Below are 24,123 nucleotides of genomic sequence, written 5' to 3' on the forward strand. Positions count from 1 at the left end.
AAGACTTTTTGAGCCTCTGATAGGCTGGACAGATTTCTGGTATCTCTCCTTGCCCCTTTGGGATAGAGAGGGGGTGAAGTGGTCTAATGGACTTATTTATCATCGTGTTTGTTGCACCTTTGCTGGAATCTATCCTAACAGCATTGTTTGAGTATTGGCTCAACTCACGCAACAAATAACCCTAGGGCGCTAGCTAGAACTAGCTAAGAGCCAAAAGAAAACCCCTGACATTGTGGAATCTGTCAGGGGCTTTTTGTGTTCCAATGGAACTTACTTATCATTAGCTTAAGTATAGCATCCCCTCATTCAATTGTCAAATGTTTTTAACCAACATGTCGTTTGACTTCTAGTCTTTCTCCTCTGGAATATATCACCTCATCCTCCGAACATCTTAGTTAATTATTTCATAGTTCATCTCATTATACCAAAAAATTACTTGACCACTTTCGGTTTTCTCACCAGCAAGACCATAGAGCCAATCCAGAAAACCACCGCTGGCAGAATGACCAAGACCAGATTTAACCAAGTTGGCACCATCATAACCAGATTGAGAATTCCACCAGCAAGCATGAGTCCATAGGTCGGCAGAAAGACATGGCTGACCAGCTTTTCCTTACGGTAACATAGCAGAGCGAGACCGATGAGGATGACTGGAATCAGGCTTGTCCAACCAGTCAAAGAGATGTCTGTACCATCCGGCAATAGGATGAAACGACCGGCCAAAATTGCTACATAGACCAGTGGAAAACCAATATAGGTCGCCCAAATTTTCAGTTTAGAAGTTTGGTAAATCAAATTCCGTAACAAGAGCATGATGCCAGCCGGCAGTAGAAAGGCCAGCAAACTATCACACACCAGTGCTAACCAATTAAATTGGACTGTGCCTGATCCTGCAAATTCCATGAGAAATCGACTGCCGACATAGACTAGCCAGACAAGCCCTGCCAGGCGTCCAACTTCCTTGACTCCGATCGGAGGCAAATAGTTCAACAAATCATCCGCCATTTGCTTGCTGTCTTTGCCCAGATAATCCTCCGCAGAAAGCCCGTCTATTTGGGCTTCAAGAACATCTTGGTAAATGGATAAGAGCTGGGCAGTCACTGCTTCTTCCTGCCTGTGAAAGACAGAGGCAATCATCATGTAGCCATTGATACGCCCCATGTATTCCTTGTTTTCCTTGGTCAGCTGGCTTTCAATCACTTCAATCTGCTTACGGTATTCCATTTGTTTGCTCATCTTATTCTCCTTTCAATCGCTGAACCTTTTGGACCAATTCCGTCCACTGGCTCCAAAAATCTTCTAGATAAGCCTTTCCCTGGTCTGTCAAATAAAAATACTTCCTGTCGGGTCCGTCTGGCGAGGGCTTATTCTGACTAAGAATCAGGTCATTTTTTTCTAACTTCTGAAGGAGTGGATAAACCGTCCCTCCGACCATGTTTTCAAAGCCCTGATTTCTCAACTCCTGAACCAATTCATAACCATAAATCTCCTTCTGGCTGATAATTTGTAAAACACAGCCATCCAGGACCCCCTTGAGCATTTGGGTTTCTTTCATAAGGCCTCCTCATCATCTGTAAAAAATCCAAACAGTAGGCCTGATGCTAACAGGATACCTAAGATCAAAATAGAACCCAAAGTCCAGCCAGTTATAATAGCCGTCACAAGCGTGATGCCTGCCACTTCCCAATTTTCCCGACTTTTCTTATCCAACTTCATACTGATTCCCTACCTAGTTTGTAATACATACTAGTCTGATAAAAATAAAAGCGATTTTCTTTATCTTCTATCACTAGTTTGTTTTACCTATTAGTTTTGTATCTATAGTCTAACACAAGGTGGCTAGTATGTAAAGCAAAATAGCGAAAACTATTCAAAAAATAAAAAACTTGGGTTGCCCCAAGTTTAGGAAATAATCTGTTTGTAAGACCGTGTCGTGATGGCATAGACCACTAGGTAGAGGAGGAGATAGCCACCACAGATGCCTGCAGTCACCTGCAACATGAGCCCTGCATTGACCACACCGATAGACAAAAGAATGGATGATAGCATCTTGTAGGCAAATGCAAGATGGACAAAGGCAAGTAGGATAGGTAGGAAAAAGACGGTCAGCAATTGCTTGCGAATGGACTGTCTAGTCTGGTCCTCATCCAGACCAACCTTGGTCATAATGACGAAGCGATCTCTGTCTTCATAGCCTTCTGAAATCTGTTTGAAGTAAATCACCAGCACCACTGCCATCAAAAAGATGAGTGATAGCAAGAGACCGATGAAGAAGAGAGAGCCCGCAAAACTGAAGTAATTCCGTGTCGCATAGGCACGGTAGGCGAGACTAACAGTGTTAGTACCATCTGGCAAAATATTGGAAGTCCACAGTTCGCTTTCAAAAGTACCGGATAAGAAGATCTCCTGGCTACTTACTTGTTCTTCTTCTGATAGACTGCTTTCAAAGCCCATATAATAGCGATTCTCAGCTTGATTTTCAAATATCGTCAAATCTTGAACCACAACGACTAAGTACTGACTGACATTGAAAGACATATGGTCAGGCAGATGCCCCAAGGTCACATTCTTGGGCAAGACTTGGACAACTTCCATCTCCTTTTCATCAAAGGTGAGGGTTTGACCAGCTTGATACTGGACTCCCTTACTATAAATGGCTACTTGGTCACTTGCCAGCTGGAGCGCTTCTCCAGTCATCTTTTCATAGCTGGCTTGATCAAGGATAAAACCAACACCCAGGTCAGAGAAATCTACGCTAGCTACATCTTCAACCGTAAAAAATCTTACGTGTTGGTTTGTCACCTCAGTAAAAGAGGCTTGCTGGTAAGGATAGACCACCTTACTTTCAACAGGAATATCCTTCTCTTCTAAGATAGCTTCCGCCCACTCCTCCACTTGTGATTTTGAAGTTGTTGGCTGCATCCCAACATCGATCGAATAGTCATTTGGATTTTGATTGGCAATATAATCTTTGCCACCGATGTAAATATTGAGTCCTCCAACCATGGTCACCAAGAACATGCTTGATAGGATGGTAATGGTCGCAAGCCCTAGAGCATTTTTCCGCATACGGAAAATCAAGTTGGATACAGAAATAAAATTCTCTGGCTTGTAGAAATAGGTCTGACGGTTCTTTAGCCAGTTTAAGAGACTGATGACACCTGATTGGAAAAGCAAATAAGTCCCAAAAATAACCAGAAGCGTCGCTCCGAAGAAACTTGGAATAGCTGTTAGCGGACTGGTCACTAGTTGGGCAATGGCGTAACCTGCCCCCAATAGGATAAGGGCTAAGAGGGTTTGTAGCCAGAGGAAGCCTGTTTTCTTGTCCCCTCGCTTCTTGCCCTGAACCAGCTTGAGTGAATCGGTCAAGCCCAGTTTCCCAATATTAAAGAGACTGACCAAGGCAAAAATCCCAAAGAGATAGATGACTACAGTTACCAAACTTTTCAACTGAAAGGTTGAAGCTAGGACAACAGGCATCTGCATAGCCCTCAGCAAGAGGGCATAGAAGAGTTTGTCCAGAGCCAGGCCCAAGAGTAAACCTGACAGAATAGTGCTGGTTGAAAAGACCAGATTTTCCAAAAACGTCATTAAGAGAAGGTGTTTTTTCTCCAAACCTAGAACGCTATAAACTCCAAACTCTTTTGACCGCTGCTTCATAACAAAACTATTGGCATAGAAGACCATGATGGCAACGGCCAACATGACTACAATCATACCAAAGCCCAGCACTTGAATCACCCCATTGGCCCCCTTGACCTGACCTAAATCAGGATGAAAGGCAAGCGAGGCAAAAATATAGGCAATGGCTGTAGACAAAATGGTCATCAGGGCATAGGGAAAATAGAGCCTGCGGTTCTTTTTGAGATTGGTTAAGCCCAATCGAAAGGTTAGTCCAAACATACTACTCACCTCGATTCGCCATGACTGTCAAGGTATCTGAAATCAGCTGGTACATTTCCTGACTAGTTCGCTCACCACGGTAGATTTGATTGTAGAGGATACCATCCTTGATAAAGAGGACCCGTTTGGCGCGACTGGCTGCCGCTGTCGAGTGGGTTACCATCAAAATGGTTTGCCCTTTTTGATTGATTTTTTCAAAGATATCGAGAAGGGTTGCTGTTGATTTGGAGTCGAGGGCTCCAGTTGGCTCATCCGCTAAGAGTATTTCTGGCTGGGTGATGATGGCACGCGCCACCGCTACCCGTTGCTGCTGACCACCCGAAATCTCGTAAGGCATTTTGTTCTGCAAGGTCGCAATTTCCAGACTATTTAGAGTATGGACCAGCCGCTTATTCATCTCATCAATCGGGTACTGGGACAGGACCAGAGGTAAGAGAACATTGTCCTTGACAGAGAGGGTGTCCAAGAGGTTAAAGTCCTGGAAAACAAAGCCCAATTTCTCCCGGCGAAAGGCAGCGGATTCCTTGCTCTTAATCGTTTCTGTATTGACACCATTGAGCAGGACATGGCCACGGGTCGGCTTGTCCAGGGTCGCAAGAATATTGAGCAAGGTGGATTTTCCAGAACCTGACTCACCCATGATGGCCAGGTATTCGCCCTCCTCCACCGTAAAATGGATATCCTTGAGAGCCTCGACCTGCCCCGCCTTAAACCGAGAACTATAAATCTTTTGTACATGTTGCACGTCTAGTAAAACCATGATACTTCTCCTTTGGAAACTGTAGTCACAAGTGCGGTCATTGAGATAAGAAATAGTTTTTGCTAATCAAGGGCTATGAGGGGCAGCAAACTAGCCATGAATCAGGTACCGAACTGTGAATACAAGTTCTTATTTTTATAATCCCATTTTACAGTTTCAACCCAAGGCCTGCCATAGCCCAAACTTTCATTTACCTTACAAAATTGTCACTTAATCCAAGGCCAGTTCTGTCTCTTTTATCCCAATCCGGACTTCAGTCCCTTTGCCTAACTTGGATTTGAGGGTGAGGGAATAGCCCAGCTCCGCAGCGATTTTCTTGGAGAGATAAAGCCCAAGGCCCGAAGACTGTTGGGTTCTACGACCGTTGAAACCTGAAAAACCACGCTCAAATATCCGCCGCACGTCACTCTCCGCAATCCCCAGACCCGTATCTCGAATGACCAGGTCATGACCGTCTAGGAAAATGGAAATGGTCCCATTCTCACAATATTTGAGGGCATTGGAGAGGACTTGTTCAATCAAGAGACCCAGCCAGCGTTTGTCTGTTTTTAGGACTCGCGATAGGTCTCCCAAATCCAGCTTGGTTCTGGCCTGGATGAAAAAGAGGGAATATTTTTTAATCAGGCTCTTGACCAGTTCTTCCAGGTCCACCCGCTCAATAACCAGGTCGTCATGGAAGGATTGCAGACGAAGATAATTGAGGACCAGACCTGTGTATTGCTCGATTTTGAAAAGTTGATTTTCCAGCTGGTAACGGATGTCTGGCTGGTCGATTTCCTTGGCCAGGAGCTGACTGGCAGCAATCGGGATCTTCATCTGGTGGGCCCAGAGGGTATAGTAGTCGTCCAATTCGGTCTTGGCTTGAAGTTGCTGCTCCTGCAAGAGCTTGTTTTGGGCTTCTAGCTGCTGGACCTTTTCCTGCAAATACCGCTCTGCTGGGCTACCTGATGCCGCCTGCTGACCACGCCAGTATTTACCAAAGCGAGAAACATCCGCCAACAAGTCCCAGCCTAATGCCAAGAGCCAGACCAGGCTCAGGAGCAAGAGACCATAGGAGATGAGGGGGCGGTCCAGCTCAAAGAGGTAACTGAGGCCGTAGATGAAGAGGGCCAGGGCCGGGTAGGCCAGGAGATAGGGCAGGCGGTGGCGGATCCAGCTGGTCAGAAAGAGCCGATAATCTTCTCTAGTCATGAGCTTTCACCAGGCCGTAGCCGACCCCTTTCTTGGTAGCAATCAAGCCCGGTAGCCCCAGTTCATCCAACTTCTTCCGAAGGCGGGCCATGTTGACAGACAGGGTATTGTCATCTACGAAAATATCGCTATTCCAGAGCTGGCGCATGAGCTCCTCCCGGCTGACCACTTCCTGACCATGCTCGAAAAGAACCCGCAAAATCTGAAATTCGTTCTTGGTCAACTCCTCCACCTGCTGGTCGTACTGAACCTGCATGGTCTTAAGGTCAAGGGAAATCTCTCCAAACCAGAGCAAGCTCTGCTCACCAACAAAATCATAGGTCCGACGGAGCAGGCCTTGTATCTTGGCCAAGAGGACCGTCATCTCAAAGGGCTTGGTCACATAATCATCAGCCCCCATGTTAATGGCCATGGGCTGGTCATGAGAGGACAAAAACATAATCGGAATGCGGGAGGTCTTACGAATTTCCTGGCACCAATAGTAACCGTTGAAAAAGGGCAAACCGATATCCAGGAGAATCAAGTGTGGCTGAAAGCGGTCAATCTGGCTGAGAATATCCTGAAAGTCAGCCACTTCCTCCACCTCATAGCTCCAATTTCGTAAATTCTTGGCCACCAGCTGGCTGATGATCTTATCGTCTTCTATCAATAGAATCTTTTGCATAGGGACCTCCTTGGCTATACTATTATTATATCGTAAAATTGCTCCAGAAACCTTTCAAATTTGTCATTTTCCACAATATCCGCTATACTAAGACTACTATGGCAAACCTACTTGATTACCTAAAAGAAAGTCAATTCGATAGTTTTTATGATCGGCCGCTCAACAAGCTAGATATTTTGGCCCTGACCGAGCTAGCCTATCTGCCCTTCGACAGTCTAGTCCCAGCTGACTTTACTGAAAAAGGCGTCCGAATCGACCAATTAGCAGAAGATTTCGCAGCTAAATACCAGGATGAATTCCCACCTTTTTCTATGGTGACAAAGAGCCGACTAGCCATGTTTCAGTTGCTAGCCCAGGCCAAGCGCTTCAAGCATCTACGGGCCTTTGCCTATGTCGACCAATATGAATTGGACCTGCAGAAACAGTTTGCGGTCATCAGCTACCGCCTAGACCGGCAGACCATTGTCACCTGCTTCCGGGGGACAGATGATACCATTATCGGCTGGAAGGAAGATTTCCACATGACCTACATGGAGGAGATTCCTGCCCAAAAGTCCGCCAAGGAATACTTGGAAGGGCTGATAGGGAGCCAGCCAGGACTGTTTTATATCTCTGGTCACTCCAAGGGGGGCAACCTGGCACTCTATGCCAGCAGCAAGCTTGCGGCTGACTTGCAGGAACGGATTTTGCAGGTCTATCCCTACGATGCTCCTGGACTCCATAAGAAACACCTGGAAAGTCCGAGCTACCTGATGCTTGCTGATCGGATTCACCCCATTATCCCGCAAAATTCTGTGGTCGGTATGATGCTGGAAACTCCTGACCATGTTCAAATCGTCCAGAGCAATACCATTGGTCTCCTCCAGCATATTAGCTTTTCCTGGGAAATTAACGGCAACGACTTCAAGCCTGCTCCAGCACTAACAGAGGATAGCTTGCAGGTTGACCAAACCCTCAAAACCTGGACAGCCAGCCTGACAGAGGAGGAATTACAGGAATTTTTCGACCTCTTCTTCGGGCTCATCATGGAGGCTGGTATTGAAAAACTAGCGGACTTGACCGTCAACCCCCTCCAAAAATTGCAGGAAATCGACCGACTGCGCAAGGAATTGCCAGATGAAAAGGCCCAGATGTTGGACAAATTGAGCCGCTTACTAATTGATACCCGCTATAAAATCTGGCTGGAAGGCATCTACCAAAACCTGCCTCATACCAATTTCAAATTGCCTCAGTTCTCCCTCCATTTTCCCAGTCCTGAATTGAAGGTTCCTGGTTTCAAAAACAACACAGAAAACTATGTGAACGATAGAAGGAAGGTCCAGCCGGACGATTTTCTCAGAGTACCCAACTTCAAATTCCCGGATTGGAACGACTGGTTGAGAGGACCAAGCGATAAGAAAGACAAAGAAAACTAGCCTGGAAAAGCTAGTTTTTTCTATTATATTTGATGTTCTAGTCGAGCATTTTATTTTTCAAGACGAGCAACTACTTCTTCAAACATAAGCTTGGTTGACTCAAGACCACCACCTGACAGGTACCAGAGGTCTGGTGTCAGCGTGATGATTTTCTTGTTCTTACCAGCATTGGTTTCCTGGATGAGGGCGTTGTTGAGAATGTCCGAATTTTGCGTATCGTCGCCACCGATGGCCAGGGTGCGGTCAACAACAAAGATGATGTCTGGGTTGATCTGGCTGACACTCTCTAAGCTCAGGCTGGAACCGTGACTTCTGCCTTGATTTCCTTGGGTGTTTTCTTCCAGCTTGAGGTCAGTTGGTTGAAAGCCCAATGTCTTATAAATAAAGGAATAACGGCCGTCTGGAGCAATGCCTGCCATACTGCCTTCATTGAGCAGGACAGTTAGAGTGGTCAATTGGGTGTCCTTATTTTTGTCTTGAGCCGTTTGAACAAGTGTGTCGATATCAGCCAGCTTGCTTTCAGCTTCTTTGACTGCCTCGTCTCCGAAGAGTTTTGCCAATTCAGTAGCATTGGTCTTGACAGAGTTCAAATAATCAGAAGTAGAGGTCTCAAAGTATATAGCTGGCGCAATTTTCTCAAACTCTGCCTGCTGGTCCTGCGTACGACTGGACAGGATAATCAAATCCGGTTCCAACTCCGCAACCGTTTCAAGGTTGACTTCGCGCAGATTACCAACGTTTGTAATCTCTTTTTTATCCTTCAAGTCCTTCAAATAGGTTGGCAGGCTGTCTTTTGGCATCCCGACGATAGTGTCTTCCTTGCCAAGGGCACGCAGGCTGTCAGCCACACCGTAGTCCAAAACCACAATCTTTTTGGGATTACTTGGAACGGTTGTCTCACCCGTCGAGGTTTGAATAGTAATGTCCTGAGAGGTGCTGGCCTGCTCCGCTGACGAACAAGCAGCTAGAGCAATGATGCTAAAGAGTGCTAAAAATGCGAGTGTGATGCGTTTCATAATTTTTCCTTTCTATTTATAGAGACAAATTTTCTTGCCGTCAATATCGGCGATGGTCAGCTCCATATCATAAAGGGAGCTGAGGATAGGCTCCGTCATGACCTCATGGGGTTGCCCCTGGGAATAGACCTTGCCATCTTTAAAGGCGACCATCTGGTCGACAAATTGGCTAGCCACATTGATGTCGTGAATGACAACCACCACCGTCTTGTGCAGGTCATCCACCAGACGACGGAGGGTTTTCATCATCAAAATCCCTTGCTTGATGTCCAGATTATTGAGCGGCTCGTCCAAGAGGATAATCTCCGTATCCTGAGCCAAAATCATGGCAATGTTGACCCGCTGCAACTGCCCCCCCGATAACTGGTCAATAGGACGATCGCGGAAATTATCCAATTCCATATAGGAAATAGCCTGATTGATATGCTCATAGTCGACAGCTGTCAAGCGTCCCTTGCTGTAGGGATAGCGACCGAAGGAAATTAGCTCCTCGACCGTTAATTTGACTTGATAATCCACCTTTTGCTTGAGCATGGATAATTCCTTGGCTAATTCAACCGAGTCCCAACTTTCGATTTCCTGCCCCTTTATATAGAGCAGCCCCTGCTCCTTGGGCAAAAGTCGGCTAATCAGCGATAAAAGCGTTGATTTGCCTGCGCCATTTGGTCCGATAAAGGCGGTAAACTTAGCTTTTTCGATGTTAAGACCAATTTCGTCTAAGATTGGATTGGTCCCATATTTCTTGGAAATATTTTCCATTTTAATCATAGCTTATTACGCTCCTTGTACAAGAGATAAAAGAAGAAAATGCCACCGATCAATTCAATGACCGTCCGAATACTGATATTGAAGTTAAAGACTCTTTCGACCAAGGTTTGAGCCAGTAAAAGGCTAACAAAGCCGAGCAGAGAGCCAACTAAAAAGAGGGTTCGATGACGAAAATCGTTGACCAGCTGATAGGTGAGATTGGCCAGAATGAAGCCCAAGAAAGACAAGGGACCGACCAAGGCTGTGGAGGCTGAAACTAGCAGAGCAACCAACCAAAGAAGCTGTTGCTGCTCCTTTTCCACGTCCACGCCCAAGAGCCGAGCATTGTCTTTTCCCAGATAAAAGGTATCCAGTACCTTGCCCTTTCGGTAGAGCAAACCACAAATCAGAATGGCCAATCCCACCACCACAAGTAGGACGCCCTCATTGACATTCTGCAAGGAGGCAAAGAGTTTGGACTGCAGTTTGTCGTATTCATTGGGCTCCATCAAGACTTGTAGAAAGGTGGATGTGCTACGAAAAAAGGTTCCCAAGGTCATGCAAATGAGAAGAATAAGACCAATTCCCTTATTCAAAAGTGCCTTGATAGCTGGTTGCAAGAGCAAGAAAAATCCAGCCTGCAAGCCCAGCACCATGAAAAATTCGGTCAGGGAATTTGGTGCCAATCCCTGCGACCATTTCCAAAAGAAAAAGAGGAAAAGAGACTGCATGAGGACGTAGAAACTTTCCAGTCCCAGCACAGACGGGGTCAGGAAACGATTGCCCGTCACCGCCTGAAAGCTGAAGGTGGAAAAACTAGCAATGACAGCCACCACCAGATAGACCAGCAATTTTTTCAAGCGTAGGTTCAGGATGTAAGAATTGGGCAGACTACCATCTGGCAGGAGATAAAATAGCGTTCCCAAAACAGCGATGGCCGACAAAATGCCAATCAGAAGCAAGGTTGAGCGTTTGATACGGTTCATGCACGCGCTCCTTGCCAGATAATGAGGAGAAAGGCTAGGGTGCCGACCACTCCCAAAATCAAAGAAACTGAGACCTCGTAAGGCCAGATGACCAAACGTGCCAAGATGTCACAGACCAAGACCAAGAGGATGCCCCAGATGACCACCAAGCCTTTGACTTTCTTGAAATAATCGCCTGCGTACTGCCGAACCAGATTGGGAATGATAACGCCCAGAAATGGCAGAGCGCCGACCGTAATCATGGTCACAGCCGAGGTCAGAGACACCAAGGCTAGATCCAAGGTCTCATAGGCTTGGTAAGGCAGACCCAAACTCCGACTGGCATCCTCACCCAAAGCCATGACCGAAAAGGCATCCGAATAGTACCAAATGGCAATCAAAACGAAAACCAACAAGAAGAGCCATTCGTACTGATTGCGCTGAATCATGGAAAAAGAACCCTGACTCCATGCGGTCATGGACTGAATGAGGTTAAACCGAAAGGCAATCATCTGGGCAAAAGAGCCGATAATACCACTGTAAATCAGCCCAACCAGGGGCAGAACCCACTTTTCCTTGAACTGCAAGCGCCGGATAACTTGGATGAAAACCGTTGTAAAGAGCAGGGCAGCAAGAAAGGCAAAACTCATTTTTTGAAAGAGAGTGGCCTTGGGAAAGGCAAATAAAGACAAGAGAATGCCCAGCTGGGCTGCCTCTGTCGTCCCTGTTGTCGAGGGGGCTGCGTAGGGATTTTGTGACACGGTTTGCATTAACAAGCCCGACAGGGAAATGGCCCCACTGGCTAAGATAATGGCAAGAGTTCTGGGAAGACGCGATTCCCAAAAGAGGATCCTAGACGTATCCTGTCCCTGAAAAAGCCCAAGCCAGGAAAAGCCGACATGACTGCCAATGGATAAAGAAAGAATGATTAAACTAGCCGTCAGACCAGCTAGGAGAATTTTATTTTTCATGATACCTCATTTTTCAATAGTACAAGCTTAACAGAAAAGCAGGTAAATGTCAATCTTTGATTATAATTGTCAGATAATTCTAATTTAAAACAGAGTCAGTCTCAACAGCATAAAAAATCCCAAGCAAAATCAACTGCTTGAGATTCTAACTTATAAATATTCACCCTTAACATTAAAGTAAGTTCCACGGATTTCCCCAGCTAGTTTGGAGCGTTGGCGGGCAAACTTGAATTTGCCTTCAAATTCTTTGGGAATGTCAATCCCGTCTGACAATTTGAAACCGACAGCTCGTTTGCCACCTTCTTCTAGCGTATAGAGGACATTGACAGCCAGGCCATTATCATAAAAGACAAAAGACCAGAGAACGCCATCTACCTCAAGCTGGGCTACGTTAAGCGGGGTATATGGAAAGTTCATGTCCCGCTCTGCCAGGACCTTCTCGATGAAGGGCAGGATTTCAGGCTTCTCCTCTGGGCTATAGACCACGAACTCCTGCTTGTATTTGTTCCAGAAATAGCGGGCTTCGTTGGCACGCAGACCGGCCAAGACTTCTGCGACTGGACTAGTTTCCAAGCCTGTCGTTTCGACTTCTTTAAAATTTACTGTGTAAGCCATGATTTTCCTTTCAATAAAGAAAGCACCCGAAGGTGCTAGGTATTTATGCGTTAAACGCTTCTGTCAATTGTGGCACCACTTGTTTCTTACGGGAAACGGCACCAGCAAGGAAGGCATGGTTGTTTTCCAACTTGAAGTTGAAGGCTGCTTCCACCTTGTTCATGTTGCTTCCAAGGGCAAGGATTTCAGAGTTTGAGTTAACGATGTCTGTAATCATCAAAACAAAGTCAGAGTAGCCATTTGCTGCTGATGCTGCTGTCATAGCTGCTTCGATTTCTGCTTGGCGTTCCAAAACTTCTGCAATGTCCACTGTGTTGACTTGGGCTACACGCACGTCATTGCCGTTCAAACCAAAGGTTTTTGCGTCGATGTCGATCAATTCTTCTGCTGACTTGCTGGCAAGGTTGGTTCCTGCTTTCAAGAGTGCCAAGCCATATTCTTCCAAGTTCACACCAGCAATTTCAGCCAATTCAGCTGCAACTTGTGGATCTGTTGCGTGAGTGGTTGGAGATTTGAGCAAGAGCGTATCTGAAATCAAACCTGATAGAAGAAGTCCAGCTACTTCTTTTGGAGGTGTCACACCATTTTCTTTGAAGGCACGGTAAACGATTGAAGATGCTGAACCAACCGGCTCCAAACGCATGTACAATGGATTTGCCGTTTCAAAGTTGGCAACACGGTGATGGTCAATAACAGCTGCAACTTCCACATCCTTGATGTCTGCGATTGATTGTTGGAATTCATTGTGGTCCGTCAAGATGACTTGGCTAACGCCTTCTGCCTTAGCAGACTCAACCACGCGCGGTGCTGTCACACCAAAATAGTCAAGCGCAAAGGCTGTTTCTTCATTTGGCGTTCCAAGTGCAACTGCTTCCGCATCACGACCAGACACTTCACGCTCCAAGTGAGCCCAACCGTATGATGATGCAATGGCATCTGTATCAGGATTTTGGTGACCAAAAACTAAAAATTTAGACATGTCTACAACCTCATTTTTCTAATAATCTCCTACATTTTACCATAAAAGATGACTCTTGAAAACAAAAGAAACCAGGCTTTTCACGACCTAGTTTCTGCATTCATTGTATCGAAAAATTAATCACCTAAAAATCGTGTCCCCACCAAGTAATCAAAGGCATAGTCATTAACCTTGACGTTGAGGGCATCGTGCCCATAGTCTGGAAGGATTTTCATTTCTTTTTCAACTTCCAGGCGGTTATAGGCCGCAAACTGGGTCGAAGGTGGACAAACTCCGTCCTCTAGACCAGTCACCATGGCCACAGGGCATTTTACCAAATGAGCCAAGTTTTTAATGTCAATGTAGGACAGGGTCTGCAATACCTGCTCCTCCGTCTCATGGAAGGGATCCGAGTATTTGAAATAACGGAAGAGCTCATCATAGGCCTCGCTGTTATTACCCAATTCCAAGACTCGCTTGAAGTCCGATAGGAAAGGATAAATAGACAGGCATTTTGATAGGTCTGAATAGAGGCTGGCCGCTACCAGAGCCAGGGCCCCGCCTTGGGAGGCCCCATAACTCATCAGCTGGTGCTCATCCACAAAGTCAAAGCCAGCCACTAGCTTAATCAGCTGGTAGACATCCAAGTAAACATCCTTGTAGAAAAGATGGTCTGGTCCCTGCAACATGCCACGAATGACCTGCCCCTTGACTGTCGGGCCCTTAAATTGGCCCAAATCCTGGGAACAACCGGCCTGACCACGCACGTCCATGGCCACAACACCGTAGCCAGCTGTCGTAAACTTGAGCAATTCAGCCCAGTCAGGTGATTGGCCTTGGTAACCGTGGAAATAGAAGAGAACAGGCACAGGCTGTTCAGCTTTAGGAAAAATAGTTTTGGCAAAGACCCGTGAGCCGTTGGTACCTGTAAAATAGAGTTCATAGCAAATCACACCAGGCAAACCAGCTGGCTTTTCAAGCAAATCATGATCTGGCAGTTCTGGCAAAGCAGCTAGTTGCTGCTGCCAAAAACTATCAAAATCTTCTGGAAGCTCATGACGACCATGATAGGTACGCATAGCCTCCAGGGACATGGTATCAATCATAGACTCACCCAACTTTCAAGCCCTGTTTTTGGGCAAAATGATAGAATGCCCCTAGCATGCCAGCTGCATTTTCATGTTTAGCAAATGCAATCCTTGTTTTTTCAACCAAGCTTGGTAATAAATGACGTTTTATTGCTTCTTGAATCATGGGTTCCAGATATTCTTTCTGCCCCATTATTCCACCACCTAGGATGACAATCTCCGGATTGACTACATAAGTAATGGTTGCAATGCCCTTACCAAGATTATCCACTAGTTGATGAATAGCCACCTGGCACTTGCTGTTGCCATTTTTAGCCTCTTGAAAAATCCGGTAGCCATCCCAGTCTGCTGGGGCATCACCATGCAGGTCTGCCACATGCTGGACTAGGGCTGTCGTTGAAGCAATATCCTGAAAGGCCCCGTCAGACAGGGGTAGATAGCCCACTTCACAGGCTGCATTACTGGATCCGTGGTAGATTTCCTTGTCGATAAGAAGACAGCCACCAATACCTGTGCCAATCGTCAGGCAAAGGCAAATTTGATTGTCTTGACCCGAACCCGAAATTCCTTCTGCTAGACCTGCACAGTTGACATCATTTTCTATTTCACAAGGCAGGCCAAATGTTGCCTCAATTTCAGCCTTGAATTTCGTTCCGGCGTAGTTAGGAATTTGCGGCCCAGAGTAGAAGATTTCCCCTTTAACATGGTCGACCATTCCTGCTGAAGAAATAGCTACACCTGAAATATCAGAATTGTCCTTGTATTTTCTTACCAAATCCTTAACTGTCGCAAGGATATGTGGCCCTCCCAGGTGAGCCTGGGTATCCATTTTATATTGCTCTAGGAGCTGCCCTTCCTGGTCAACCAGGCCATACTTAATCTGGGTACCTCCTATATCTACTGCTAAATAGCGTGTCATAAGTCACCTCCATTAGCCGATAAAGGCCGCCTTAGCCTGCACAATCATGTCTGCCGCCTCCTTGGCAATGACCAAATCTACCTCATTTAGTGAAGACAGAGGAGCCCGAACAGAGCCGATGTCCAGGCCTTCATTGATGCGGAGCACTTCCTTGATGACAGCGTACATGTGACCGTGACCGGAGCAGAGTTTCGTAATAATTCGGTTGATTTCAGCCTGGAGTTCACGGGCTTTTTCCAGTTCTTTCTTGGCAATCAAGTCATCTAGGGCCAGGAAGAGTTCCGGCATAGAACCATAGGTACCACCGATACCACCGCCAGCTCCCATGAGACGACCGCCCAAGAATTGCTCATCTGGACCATTGAAGACAATATAGTCTGGACCAGCAATGTTGATAAAGGTGTCAATGTCCTGCACTGGCATGGATGAATTTTTCACCCCGATGACACGAGGATTCTTCAGCATTTCCTTGTAGAGGCTTGGCGTCAAAGCCACACCAGCCAACTGCGGAATGTTGTAAATCATGAAGTCCGTATTTGGTGCGGCACTGCTGATGCCATTCCAGTAGTCAGCGATGCCGTACTCTGGCAAGCGGAAATAAATCGGCGGAATGGCCGCAATGGCATCAACACCCAATTCTTCAGAGTGACGGGCCAATTCTTGACTGTCCTTGAGATTGTTGCAGGCCACATGGTTGATAATGGTCAATTTACCACGCGCCTCTTCCATGACTGCTTCAAGGACCTGCTTGCGGTCTGCCACACTCTGGTAGATGCATTCACCAGACGAACCATTGACATAAAGACCTTTCACACCCTTGTCAATAAAATAACGGGTCAGAGCCTTGACACAGTCCGAATCAATTTCTCCATTTTCACCGTAACAGGCATAAAATGCTGGGATAATTCCTTTGTATTTTTCTAAATGAGACATAAGATTCCTTTCAAATTTATCAGTTTTTCAGGATTTCAAGATTTCAGGATTTATAGTAAAGAAGGAAGAGATAGACCAGGCCCGAGTAGCCGAAAGTAGCCAGCAATGAGAGGACGACCAAAAAGGTCAGACCATTGAAAAAGGCTACAAAGGCTAGGACCAGAAGTACCACGACAATAGTCAGGGTCAGCCAAAGGTTTCGAGCCGACTGCATCAGGGCGGTCAGACCCAGCTGAACCAAGGGCAATTCTACTTGACTGGCCACTTGATAGAGGTAGGGAATCATCAACTGACTAAAGATAAGGGTCGCAAAGCAGACCAGGCGCAGAATTTGTATGGGCAACGAGGTCACACCCGAAGTCAAGAATAAGTTCAGGATGCAGACTCCCACCAAGAGACCTTCCAGCAGACCCAAGGTCAAGCCCTGTTTCCAATACCGCTTCACCATGACAGGATAGGTCGCAAGAACAGCTACTTTTCCTTCCTTTCTAAGGATGTCCAAACTGGCAAAGAGAGCCAGGCGGGCAATCCCAAAGGTCAAGACAGGCAAACTGGTCACCACAAAGCAAATATTCAGAAGGAAAATGGTGAAGACCTTTTCCACCGATTGCCAAAATGGGTGATTGACATCGAATAAAGATTGTAATAACTGACCACCTGTCTTTTTCATGGAAATCTCCTATTCTATCAAAATTTTGTACACAAGTTTGCGGACCTGTTCTCCTTCACCCGCTTTTTGGTTGGGCAAATGAGACTCTCCTGGCAGGAAAAAGGCAAAATACTCATCATTGATGGTCAAATCAAGCTGACTGGATGCCGTCACAAAGCCAACATCTGACTGGGCTTGATAAGGTTCTAAGTCCTCCAGACCGTCATATCCGTAGGAAATCATTTCTTGACCAGCTAGAAGAAAATGCAGATCTGCATAATTTCTATGGTATTCAAAACGCTGCCCTGGCTCCACTAGCTGATTGTCCTGAACAAAGCAGAAAACCTTGTCCCCAGCCAGCTCGTACCTGCCAGGATCTTGTGTCTTGAAGTCACCACTCAAAATACTATCGATGGCCAAATCCAGATGCGGATCCAGCCCCTTATATGTTGCAATATTTTCAATCAGATCGTAAATCATATACAACCTCTAATCTATATTTGCTTTAATACTCTGTGAAAATCAAAATCATCCGTTGTCAAGAGCCTTGGTGAGTGAAAAGCTACGGTGGAGGTTTTCACTCGTCAAACCAAATCGACCTAGTCTCGTACTATTTCCCACGAAGACTGATCAACCAACCCAACGGGATTTGGCAATGTAAATTTCTTTTAGCCTAGCTGAAACAGTCTTCATCAACACTCCAACGAGATGCTCTAAGAAAATGGCTTGGCATCTAGGCAAGGAAGTCGAAGGTTTAACTAAAGTTTACCGAGACGACTTAACGACGAGACAAAGCCATTCTCGACGAGCATCAGCCTTTCACAGCACCCATGGTAATCCCCTGTGTAAATGATTTCTGGAAGATAAGGAAGACGGTTACGATCGGTACGGCCGCCATGGCAGCACCCGCCATGATGAGACCGTAGTTGGTCGCCATCTCGGCCTGCATGGTCGCAACCCCCAGGGAAATGGTCAGGTTCTGACGAGAGGTCAACATAACCAATTGCATGAAGTAGTCGTTCCAAGAATTGATAAAGGTAAAGATTGCCAGGGCCGCAAAGCCAGGTTTTACGATTGGGAAGGCCACATTCCAAAAGGTAGATAGCTCGCCACAACCGTCAATCTTAGCTGATTCCAAAAGCTCGGTCGGGATATTTTCTGAGAATTGCTTCATGAGGAAGACACCGAATGGCCAGCCAACCAGTGGCAAAATAACCGCTGCAAGCGTATCGTGGATACCCATGAAATTAACAATCCGTACCAGCGGCACCAAGACTACCTGCTTAGGCAGGGCCATGGCCGCGATGAAGATAGAGAAAAGAATTTTCTGACCGTAGAAGCGTTTCTTGGCCAGAACATAGCCTGCCAAGGATGAGGTCGCACAGACCAAAATCATGGTAGCTAAGGAAATAAAGACTGAGTTCCACAACCATTGCAGGGCTGGGTTTTGCACAGTCAACTTAACAAAGTTTTCCAGGGTTGGCTCAGTTGGCCACCACTGGGGCGGAATGACAATGGTATGGGGTTGAGACTTGAAGGCCCCTGTCATAATCCAGTAGAAAGGAAAGATAAAGAGGACAGTCAAGGTCAACAAAATCACTGAAGATAGGATTGAAAATGGGGTAATGGTTTTCTTTTTCATCTTGACCTCCTTTCTAATATTCCACATCATTTCCAAGAACCTTGAATTGGATAAAGGAAATGATAGCAATCAAGACTGCAAGGAAGACACCCATGGTATTGGCATAGCCATACTCAGAAAGCTTGAAGGCTTTTTCGTAGAGATAGTACATGAGGGTCGATGTTGAATAGTTTGGTCCACCAGATGTCAAGAGCTGGATAAGCGCGAAAATCTGGAAGGAGTTAATGGTTGTAATAACTGTAATGTAAAGGGTTGTAGGCAAGAGGCTAGGCCACTTGATTTGCCAGAAAACCTGGGTTTCATTGGCACCGTCTACCCGTGCTGCTTCTACCAAGGAATTATCAATATTTCCCAGAGCAGCGATATAGAGGATAATGGGCTGACCGACAGATGTAGTCAGGAGAATGATGACAATTGCCCAGAGGGCCCACTGTTTGTCCCCAAGCCAAGAGATATTTTGTTCAATAATACCACCTGATTTCAAAACAAAGTTAAGAATACCCGACAGAGGATCGTAAATCCATTTCCAGACAACCGTTACGGCTACCGAACCAGTAACCACCGGTAGGAAGAAGACTGCTCGATAGAAGGAACGAGCGATGACATTTTTCTGGTAGGTATTGGCCGCTACAAAGAGCGAGAAAAAAATCACGACTGGCACTGATCCCACAACGATAACCAAGGTGTTAATCAAGGATTTGATGAAGATAGGATCGTTGAACATCCGCACATAGTTATCCAAGCCGACAAAGGTAAAGTCCGTCATGGTGTAGTTGAAGAAACTAGTCACAAATCCCATGACCATAGGTGCCAAGACAAAGACGGTAAAGAATACCAAAACTGGGGCCAAGAACGTGTAGGAAACAATGGTTTCCCGCATTCGTATTTTGTTGATTTGCAATGCAAACACCTCAATTCTTTCAAGTTAGAAAGCAAGAGCTCCCTTTCTAGATCTCGTTAGAAATGGGATTAGAAAAGGAGCCTACTTTCAAATATTATTTAATGGTTGCGTTCGCTTTTTCAGTGAAGTCTTTCAAAGCTGTTTCCGCGTCTTGTTCACCATTTGATACAGCTTGCAACATTGGGAACCAAAGAGTTCTCATTTCAGCAAAGCCATCAATTGTGTTGTAGTATGGTGAGTAGTATTGAGTCCAACCGTTGATCATAGCCATACGGTCGTCAGTGTACAATTCGCCAAAGGATGTACGAACTGGGAAGGCACCTGTACGAACAACGTTCTTAGGTCCCCACTCAGCATCATCTGCGATGAATTGAAGGAATTTCTTAGATGCTGCTACACGCGCTTCGTCGCCATTGTTGAAGACTGCAAAGCCGTTTACAAGGTATTCAAGGTCTGGTTTACCATCTTCTGATGGGAAGAGAACTTCAAGCACTTCTACGCCTGATGCTTCCAACAATTGTTGTTGGATACCATTTTGAGATGGTGCCCAAAGGATGGTGTAAGATGTTTGACCATTTGCAAAGTTTTGGATATCGTCACCACCAGCATATTGAGAACCGTTCATCATGTAGCCATCTTTGATCCAGCCAGCTGCCTTATCAAGGGCTTTAATCATTTGTTCTGAGTCAGTTGTGTACTTGGTTACTTCAGGGTCTGTGATGCTTCCGCTGTAAAGGTTCGCAAGGAAGGCACGAGTACCTTGGTCACCACCTTGACCATTCGAGAAGAGGGAACCTGGGTTGTAGCCTTTGTCTTTCAAAGCCTTGATGACTTTTTCAAAGTCATCTGTTGTCCAGCCATCTTTGACAAGATCAAGAACACCAGCATCTTTCAACATCGCTTTGTTAAAGGCCATGTAGAATGGAGCAGAGCTGATTGGATACATGTAGGCTGTATCACCAGCTTTAGATGCTTGGATGATGTTATCGTTGTTGACATCCTTAACAAAATCATCTGTAAAGAGGTCGTTCAAATCAGCCAATTTACCATTTTTTCCGTAGGTAATGATACGACCTGGTGCGTCAAAGAGCACATCTGGCGCAGTGCCCGCTTCAATAGCTGTCGTGATTTTTTCAGGTCCAGATGTGAAGTCGATGGTTTCCAATTTCACATCGATATCCGGGTTTGCTTCCTCAAAAGCAGCAATAATTTTTTGCTCATAGGTACCCACACCATCTTCTGTTTTTTCTTGCGTGAAGACTGGGAAGGCCCACCAAGTGATTTCTGTCTTGTCAGAGCTGCCTGACTCTGCTGCAGATGATGCGGTAGTGTCACTTGCCTTATTGGCACAAGCTGCAAGTGACAAAATAGCTGCACCTGCTAACAATGAATGCATGATTTTTTTCATCATTCTACTCCTTTTATTTTTTTAATTTTCCCCTGTGGGGAGTTTGATGACAATTTAAGCCTGCAAAGCCTTGATAAAACGCTCTGCGATTTCTTTTGGTCGAGTAATAGCCCCACCAACTACAATTCCTGCCACACCAAGGTCGTGAATCGTTTTAACCTGGTCCGGATAATGGATTTTGCCTTCAGCAATGACATCTATGCCCGCCTTAACCAATCGATCTACTAGCTCGATATCTGGTCCTTCTCCCTGACGGCTATAAGAGGTATAGCCTGAGAGAGTGGTGCCGACAAAGTCAATACCTGCCTCGTAGGCCGTCAGACCTTCTTCATAGGTGGAAACATCTGCCATGAAGAGCTGGTCTGGGTATTTTTCCTTGATTTGCTTGATAAACTCGACGATAGTCAAACCGTCGTACCGCTCCCGCTTGGTACAATCTAGTGCAATGACCTCAATGTCCAGGGCTGCCAGCTCATCGACCTCCTTCATGGTCGCTGTGATAAAAGGCTCCTGTGGTGGGTAATCCCGCTTGATAATACCGATAATAGGTAGGTTGGTCACTTCTTTAATTTCTTTAATATCTCGAACACTGTTGGCCCGAATACCAACAGCTCCTGCTTCCTGGGCTGCCTTAACCATGAGGGGCATTATCCCGCCTTCTTCCCTATACAGAGGCTCACCTGGTAGGGCTTGGCAAGAAATGATGATTCCTGGTTTTATTTGTTCAATCAAGGCCTCCTTACTCAATTTAGCCATGAATTCTCCTTTCAATGACGGATCCGAGTTAGCGCTTACATTGTTATTATAACGCCTCGGATACAATAATTCAATATATTGCCATATAATAGGTTTCAGTTTCAAAAATTGTAAAATCTAACATATTCCTAAAACTACTTTTAGAAGTCAGAAAATTTCAAAAAGAAAAAACCAGCCGAAGCTGGTCGATTGTCCTTGCTATTCTTCTCTGCCCAAAATCTGATTGATTTCTTGGCTATAAAGAATAGCCCGTCCGCCATAGATGGCTTGAATACCATCTTTCACATCCAGAACTGCTGTTGCTCCAATCGCTTTCAGGACATCCTTGTCAACCATTTGACTGTCCTTCAAGGATACTCTGAGGCGAGTTGCACAGGCTGTCACGTGTTCAATATTGGTTTCGCCACCCAAGGCATCAATGATTGAAATGGCACTATCATAGAGGGTTGAGCCGTTTTTCAATACCTTATCAGAATTTGCAGAGCTATCACCCGTTTCCATACCAGGCACTAGAACATGGAACTTGGTCACTAGGAATTTGAAAACAACATAATACATAGCTGCCCAGGCCAAACCGACTGGAAGCACCAAGAGCCAGTTGGTTTTGTCATTGCCTTGGAAAACACCAAAGATAAGATAGTCAATCAAACCACCAGAGAAGGAATTCCCGATACGAATTTGTAGCAAGTCAGCTACCAAGAAAGAGACACCATCTAGGAAGGCATGGACGACGTACAACCATGGAGCAACAAATAGGAAGGAGAATTCAATTGGTTCTGTAATCCCTGTCAACAAGGACGTAAGGGCACTACTTGAATAGAAACTGCCAACTTTTTTACGATTTTCCTTTGGAATAGCATGGTACATGGCCAAACAAGAAGCCGGCAAACCAAAAATCATAGTCGCAAAACGACCGGCAAAGAAACGAGTCCCGTATGTAAATAATCCAGTATGGTTGGGATCAGCCAATTGTGCAAAGAAAATATTCTGAGCACCTTGAATCGTTTCACCGGCAACTACTTCACTTCCACCCAGTGAAGTATACCAGAACATCGGATAGATAGTATGGTGTAAACCAAAAGCTCCGGTTAACCGTAAGCCAAATCCATAAAGGAAGGTTCCTAGACTTCCCATTTCTGATATTGTTTCACCGAATGTCACCAAAAGCCCCTGAATCGGTGGCCAAATCAAATAGAAAATCCCACCAAAGGCAATGGCTGCAAAAGACGACACTATTGGAATAAAGCGCGAACCTCCAAAGAAACCTAGGAAGGCTGGTAACTCAATTTTCCTATATTTATTGTGGAGATTTGCTACTGTGATACCAATAGCCAAAGCACCGACCACTCCTGTGTCAATACTAGCACCTTCTTCTGCAAATAACTGTAGAAAACCACTAATCGTAGCTGTATACACCAAGTAGGACACCGCAGCTGATAAACCAGCTGTTCCCTTGTCGGCATCTGCAAGACCAACTGCCACTCCGACCGCAAAAATAAGGGCCAAATTAGCAAAGACAGCACTACCAGCTGTACTCATAATGGTGAAAGTTGCCTGTAACCAAGCCTGGTCTAATACAGGAAATTGAGAAACCGCATTACTGTTGGACAAGGCACCCCCGATACCCAGGAGTAAACCAGCAACCGGTAAGATAGATATGGGCAGCATGAAAGCCTGCCCCAACTGAGAAAACTTCTTGAAGTTCATCAGAAACTCCTTTCTAAAGCATGGAACGACATCATCGCTCTTTTACAAAATGTTAACGTTTACAAAAACATTATAAGCATAGTTTTTAGGAATTTCAACCATCTGAACTTGTTTAGAAAGTAGTTTTAATATTATAGATAAATTTTATAAATTGTGAAATTACTTTCGATTAGCTCCAAAATAAAAAACCAGCCTAAGCTAGTTTCCCATCTCTATAATAGCTGTTTCTAAGTCAAGCCATTCGGTCACAACCTTATCCGGTTCCACACTTGTCTCCGGCTGCTGCCGTTTTCTGTGGTTGAACCAGATGGCCTGCCAGCCAGCTGATTTGGCACCGATGATATCATTTTCAAATGAATCACCGACATAACAGATTTCTTGACCCGCCATTCCCAGGCGCTCTTCCATCAGCTTGAAAATAGCTGGATTGGGCTTGGTCATCCCAACCTGCCCCGAGATAACCATCTTCTCCTGCTCTATCCAATCTTGTAGGCCCAAGGTTCGGATTTTCCGCAATTGATGCCGATGGGGACCGTTGGTAATGATGCCAAGAGTGATATCCCGCTGCTTGCAAGCCTCAAAAATAGCTGGATAAATCGGACTGAGTTCCAATTGCCCTTGATAATAGTCATAGTCGATTTGAATGGTCAAGGCCAGCCCATCGGACACCTGGTAACCAAAATCAGCTAAGGCCGCCTTCATCCGATAAACATGACTGTCCTTGAGGCTGATCTTGCCAGTCGCAGCTGCTTCAAAAACCTGATCCGCATAGTGGCGAAAGGCCAGATACAGGTGAACCAATTGCTCCTCAGGCACCGACAAATGTCGTTTCAAGGCCCGTTCAAAGGGCTGAATCTGGTCATATAAGGTATCGTCTAAGTCAAATACAAGTGCCTTTATTGTCATTACTTACCT

25 protein-coding genes are annotated in these 24,123 nt (G+C 45.6%); 1 reads left to right on the plus strand and 24 read right to left on the minus strand.

Annotated elements, in window-relative coordinates; translation table 11 throughout:
* Positions 1–432 precede the first annotated feature (432 nt).
* The 7 genes from NQZ91_04260 to NQZ91_04290 all read right to left on the minus strand — a co-directional run bounded on the left by NQZ91_04260 (position 433) and on the right by NQZ91_04290 (position 6,518).
* Complete coding sequence (locus NQZ91_04260; GenBank protein UUM58587.1) at positions 433–1,236, minus strand: hypothetical protein; 804 nt, start codon at positions 1,234–1,236, stop codon at positions 433–435.
* Position 1,237: 1 nt separating this feature from the next.
* Positions 1,238–1,555 carry a PadR family transcriptional regulator gene (locus NQZ91_04265; GenBank protein UUM58588.1) on the minus strand — a complete coding sequence of 106 codons (318 nt, stop codon included), beginning with the start codon at positions 1,553–1,555 and terminating at the stop codon, positions 1,238–1,240.
* Positions 1,552–1,716 carry a hypothetical protein gene (locus NQZ91_04270; GenBank protein ID UUM58589.1) on the minus strand — a complete coding sequence of 55 codons (165 nt, stop codon included), beginning with the start codon at positions 1,714–1,716 and terminating at the stop codon, positions 1,552–1,554. Before NQZ91_04270 ends, NQZ91_04265 begins: the two co-directional genes overlap by 4 nt.
* Before the next feature lie 186 nt (positions 1,717–1,902).
* The gene (locus NQZ91_04275; protein UUM58590.1) at positions 1,903–3,903 is read right to left on the minus strand and encodes an FtsX-like permease family protein; all 2,001 of its coding nucleotides are present in this window, start codon (positions 3,901–3,903) and stop codon (positions 1,903–1,905) included.
* Between the two features lies 1 nt (position 3,904).
* Positions 3,905–4,663, minus strand: a complete 759-nt coding sequence (locus NQZ91_04280; GenBank protein ID UUM58591.1) for an ABC transporter ATP-binding protein — start codon at positions 4,661–4,663, stop codon at positions 3,905–3,907.
* Between the two features lie 210 nt (positions 4,664–4,873).
* A complete protein-coding gene (locus NQZ91_04285; protein ID UUM58592.1) occupies positions 4,874–5,854 on the minus strand; it encodes a sensor histidine kinase in 981 nt (326 codons plus the stop codon).
* Complete coding sequence (locus NQZ91_04290; protein ID UUM58593.1) at positions 5,847–6,518, minus strand: response regulator transcription factor; 672 nt, start codon at positions 6,516–6,518, stop codon at positions 5,847–5,849. The genes NQZ91_04285 and NQZ91_04290 overlap by 8 nt, the downstream gene beginning before the upstream one ends.
* A 98-nt stretch (positions 6,519–6,616) precedes the next feature.
* Between NQZ91_04290 and NQZ91_04295 the strand changes: the two genes are divergently transcribed.
* The gene (locus tag NQZ91_04295; protein UUM58594.1) at positions 6,617–7,933 is read left to right on the plus strand and encodes a DUF2974 domain-containing protein; all 1,317 of its coding nucleotides are present in this window, start codon (positions 6,617–6,619) and stop codon (positions 7,931–7,933) included.
* A 50-nt stretch (positions 7,934–7,983) separates the two neighbouring features.
* Here the strand turns inward: NQZ91_04295 and NQZ91_04300 are convergent, their stop codons facing one another.
* From NQZ91_04300 to NQZ91_04380, 17 genes are all read right to left on the minus strand, one after another.
* Positions 7,984–8,949, minus strand: a complete 966-nt coding sequence (locus tag NQZ91_04300) for an ABC transporter substrate-binding protein (protein UUM58595.1) — start codon at positions 8,947–8,949, stop codon at positions 7,984–7,986.
* Between the two features lie 12 nt (positions 8,950–8,961).
* On the minus strand, positions 8,962–9,717 hold the full coding sequence (locus NQZ91_04305) for an ATP-binding cassette domain-containing protein (protein ID UUM58596.1): 756 nt from the start codon (positions 9,715–9,717) through the stop codon (positions 8,962–8,964).
* Positions 9,714–10,682, minus strand: a complete 969-nt coding sequence (locus tag NQZ91_04310) for an iron chelate uptake ABC transporter family permease subunit (GenBank protein UUM58597.1) — start codon at positions 10,680–10,682, stop codon at positions 9,714–9,716. The genes NQZ91_04305 and NQZ91_04310 overlap by 4 nt, the downstream gene beginning before the upstream one ends.
* Positions 10,679–11,632, minus strand: coding sequence for an iron chelate uptake ABC transporter family permease subunit (locus NQZ91_04315; protein UUM58598.1), 954 nt, complete (start codon positions 11,630–11,632; stop codon positions 10,679–10,681). Before NQZ91_04315 ends, NQZ91_04310 begins: the two co-directional genes overlap by 4 nt.
* A 150-nt stretch (positions 11,633–11,782) precedes the next feature.
* Positions 11,783–12,247, minus strand: a complete 465-nt coding sequence (locus NQZ91_04320; protein ID UUM58599.1) for a phage tail protein — start codon at positions 12,245–12,247, stop codon at positions 11,783–11,785.
* Between the two features lie 43 nt (positions 12,248–12,290).
* Positions 12,291–13,226, minus strand: a complete 936-nt coding sequence (locus NQZ91_04325) for a manganese-dependent inorganic pyrophosphatase (protein UUM58600.1) — start codon at positions 13,224–13,226, stop codon at positions 12,291–12,293.
* A gap of 116 nt (positions 13,227–13,342) precedes the next feature.
* Complete coding sequence (locus tag NQZ91_04330; GenBank protein UUM58601.1) at positions 13,343–14,311, minus strand: acetylxylan esterase; 969 nt, start codon at positions 14,309–14,311, stop codon at positions 13,343–13,345.
* A gap of 4 nt (positions 14,312–14,315) precedes the next feature.
* Positions 14,316–15,212, minus strand: a complete 897-nt coding sequence (locus tag NQZ91_04335) for an ROK family protein (GenBank protein UUM58602.1) — start codon at positions 15,210–15,212, stop codon at positions 14,316–14,318.
* 12 nt (positions 15,213–15,224) lie between these two features.
* Positions 15,225–16,145 carry a dihydrodipicolinate synthase family protein gene (locus NQZ91_04340; GenBank protein UUM58603.1) on the minus strand — a complete coding sequence of 307 codons (921 nt, stop codon included), beginning with the start codon at positions 16,143–16,145 and terminating at the stop codon, positions 15,225–15,227.
* A gap of 43 nt (positions 16,146–16,188) precedes the next feature.
* Positions 16,189–16,815, minus strand: a complete 627-nt coding sequence (locus NQZ91_04345) for a DUF624 domain-containing protein (protein ID UUM58604.1) — start codon at positions 16,813–16,815, stop codon at positions 16,189–16,191.
* Between the two features lie 9 nt (positions 16,816–16,824).
* The gene (locus NQZ91_04350; protein ID UUM58605.1) at positions 16,825–17,274 is read right to left on the minus strand and encodes a YhcH/YjgK/YiaL family protein; all 450 of its coding nucleotides are present in this window, start codon (positions 17,272–17,274) and stop codon (positions 16,825–16,827) included.
* 331 nt (positions 17,275–17,605) lie between these two features.
* Positions 17,606–18,436 carry a carbohydrate ABC transporter permease gene (locus tag NQZ91_04355; protein UUM58606.1) on the minus strand — a complete coding sequence of 277 codons (831 nt, stop codon included), beginning with the start codon at positions 18,434–18,436 and terminating at the stop codon, positions 17,606–17,608.
* 13 nt (positions 18,437–18,449) lie between these two features.
* Positions 18,450–19,337 (minus strand): sugar ABC transporter permease, encoded by an 888-nt coding sequence (locus NQZ91_04360; GenBank protein UUM58607.1) that lies wholly within the window; start codon positions 19,335–19,337, stop codon positions 18,450–18,452.
* Positions 19,338–19,431: 94 nt separating this feature from the next.
* Positions 19,432–20,745, minus strand: coding sequence for an ABC transporter substrate-binding protein (locus NQZ91_04365; GenBank protein ID UUM58820.1), 1,314 nt, complete (start codon positions 20,743–20,745; stop codon positions 19,432–19,434).
* Positions 20,746–20,799: 54 nt separating this feature from the next.
* The gene (locus tag NQZ91_04370; protein UUM58608.1) at positions 20,800–21,501 is read right to left on the minus strand and encodes an N-acetylmannosamine-6-phosphate 2-epimerase; all 702 of its coding nucleotides are present in this window, start codon (positions 21,499–21,501) and stop codon (positions 20,800–20,802) included.
* Between the two features lie 198 nt (positions 21,502–21,699).
* Positions 21,700–23,208, minus strand: coding sequence for a PTS transporter subunit EIIC (locus NQZ91_04375; protein UUM58609.1), 1,509 nt, complete (start codon positions 23,206–23,208; stop codon positions 21,700–21,702).
* A 198-nt stretch (positions 23,209–23,406) separates the two neighbouring features.
* The gene (locus NQZ91_04380; GenBank protein ID UUM58821.1) at positions 23,407–24,108 is read right to left on the minus strand and encodes an HAD family hydrolase; all 702 of its coding nucleotides are present in this window, start codon (positions 24,106–24,108) and stop codon (positions 23,407–23,409) included.
* Positions 24,109–24,123 lie beyond the last annotated feature (15 nt).

Origin of the sequence: Streptococcus suis (assembly GCA_024583055.1) — a bacterium.
GTDB lineage: Bacteria > Bacillota > Bacilli > Lactobacillales > Streptococcaceae > Streptococcus > Streptococcus suis_V.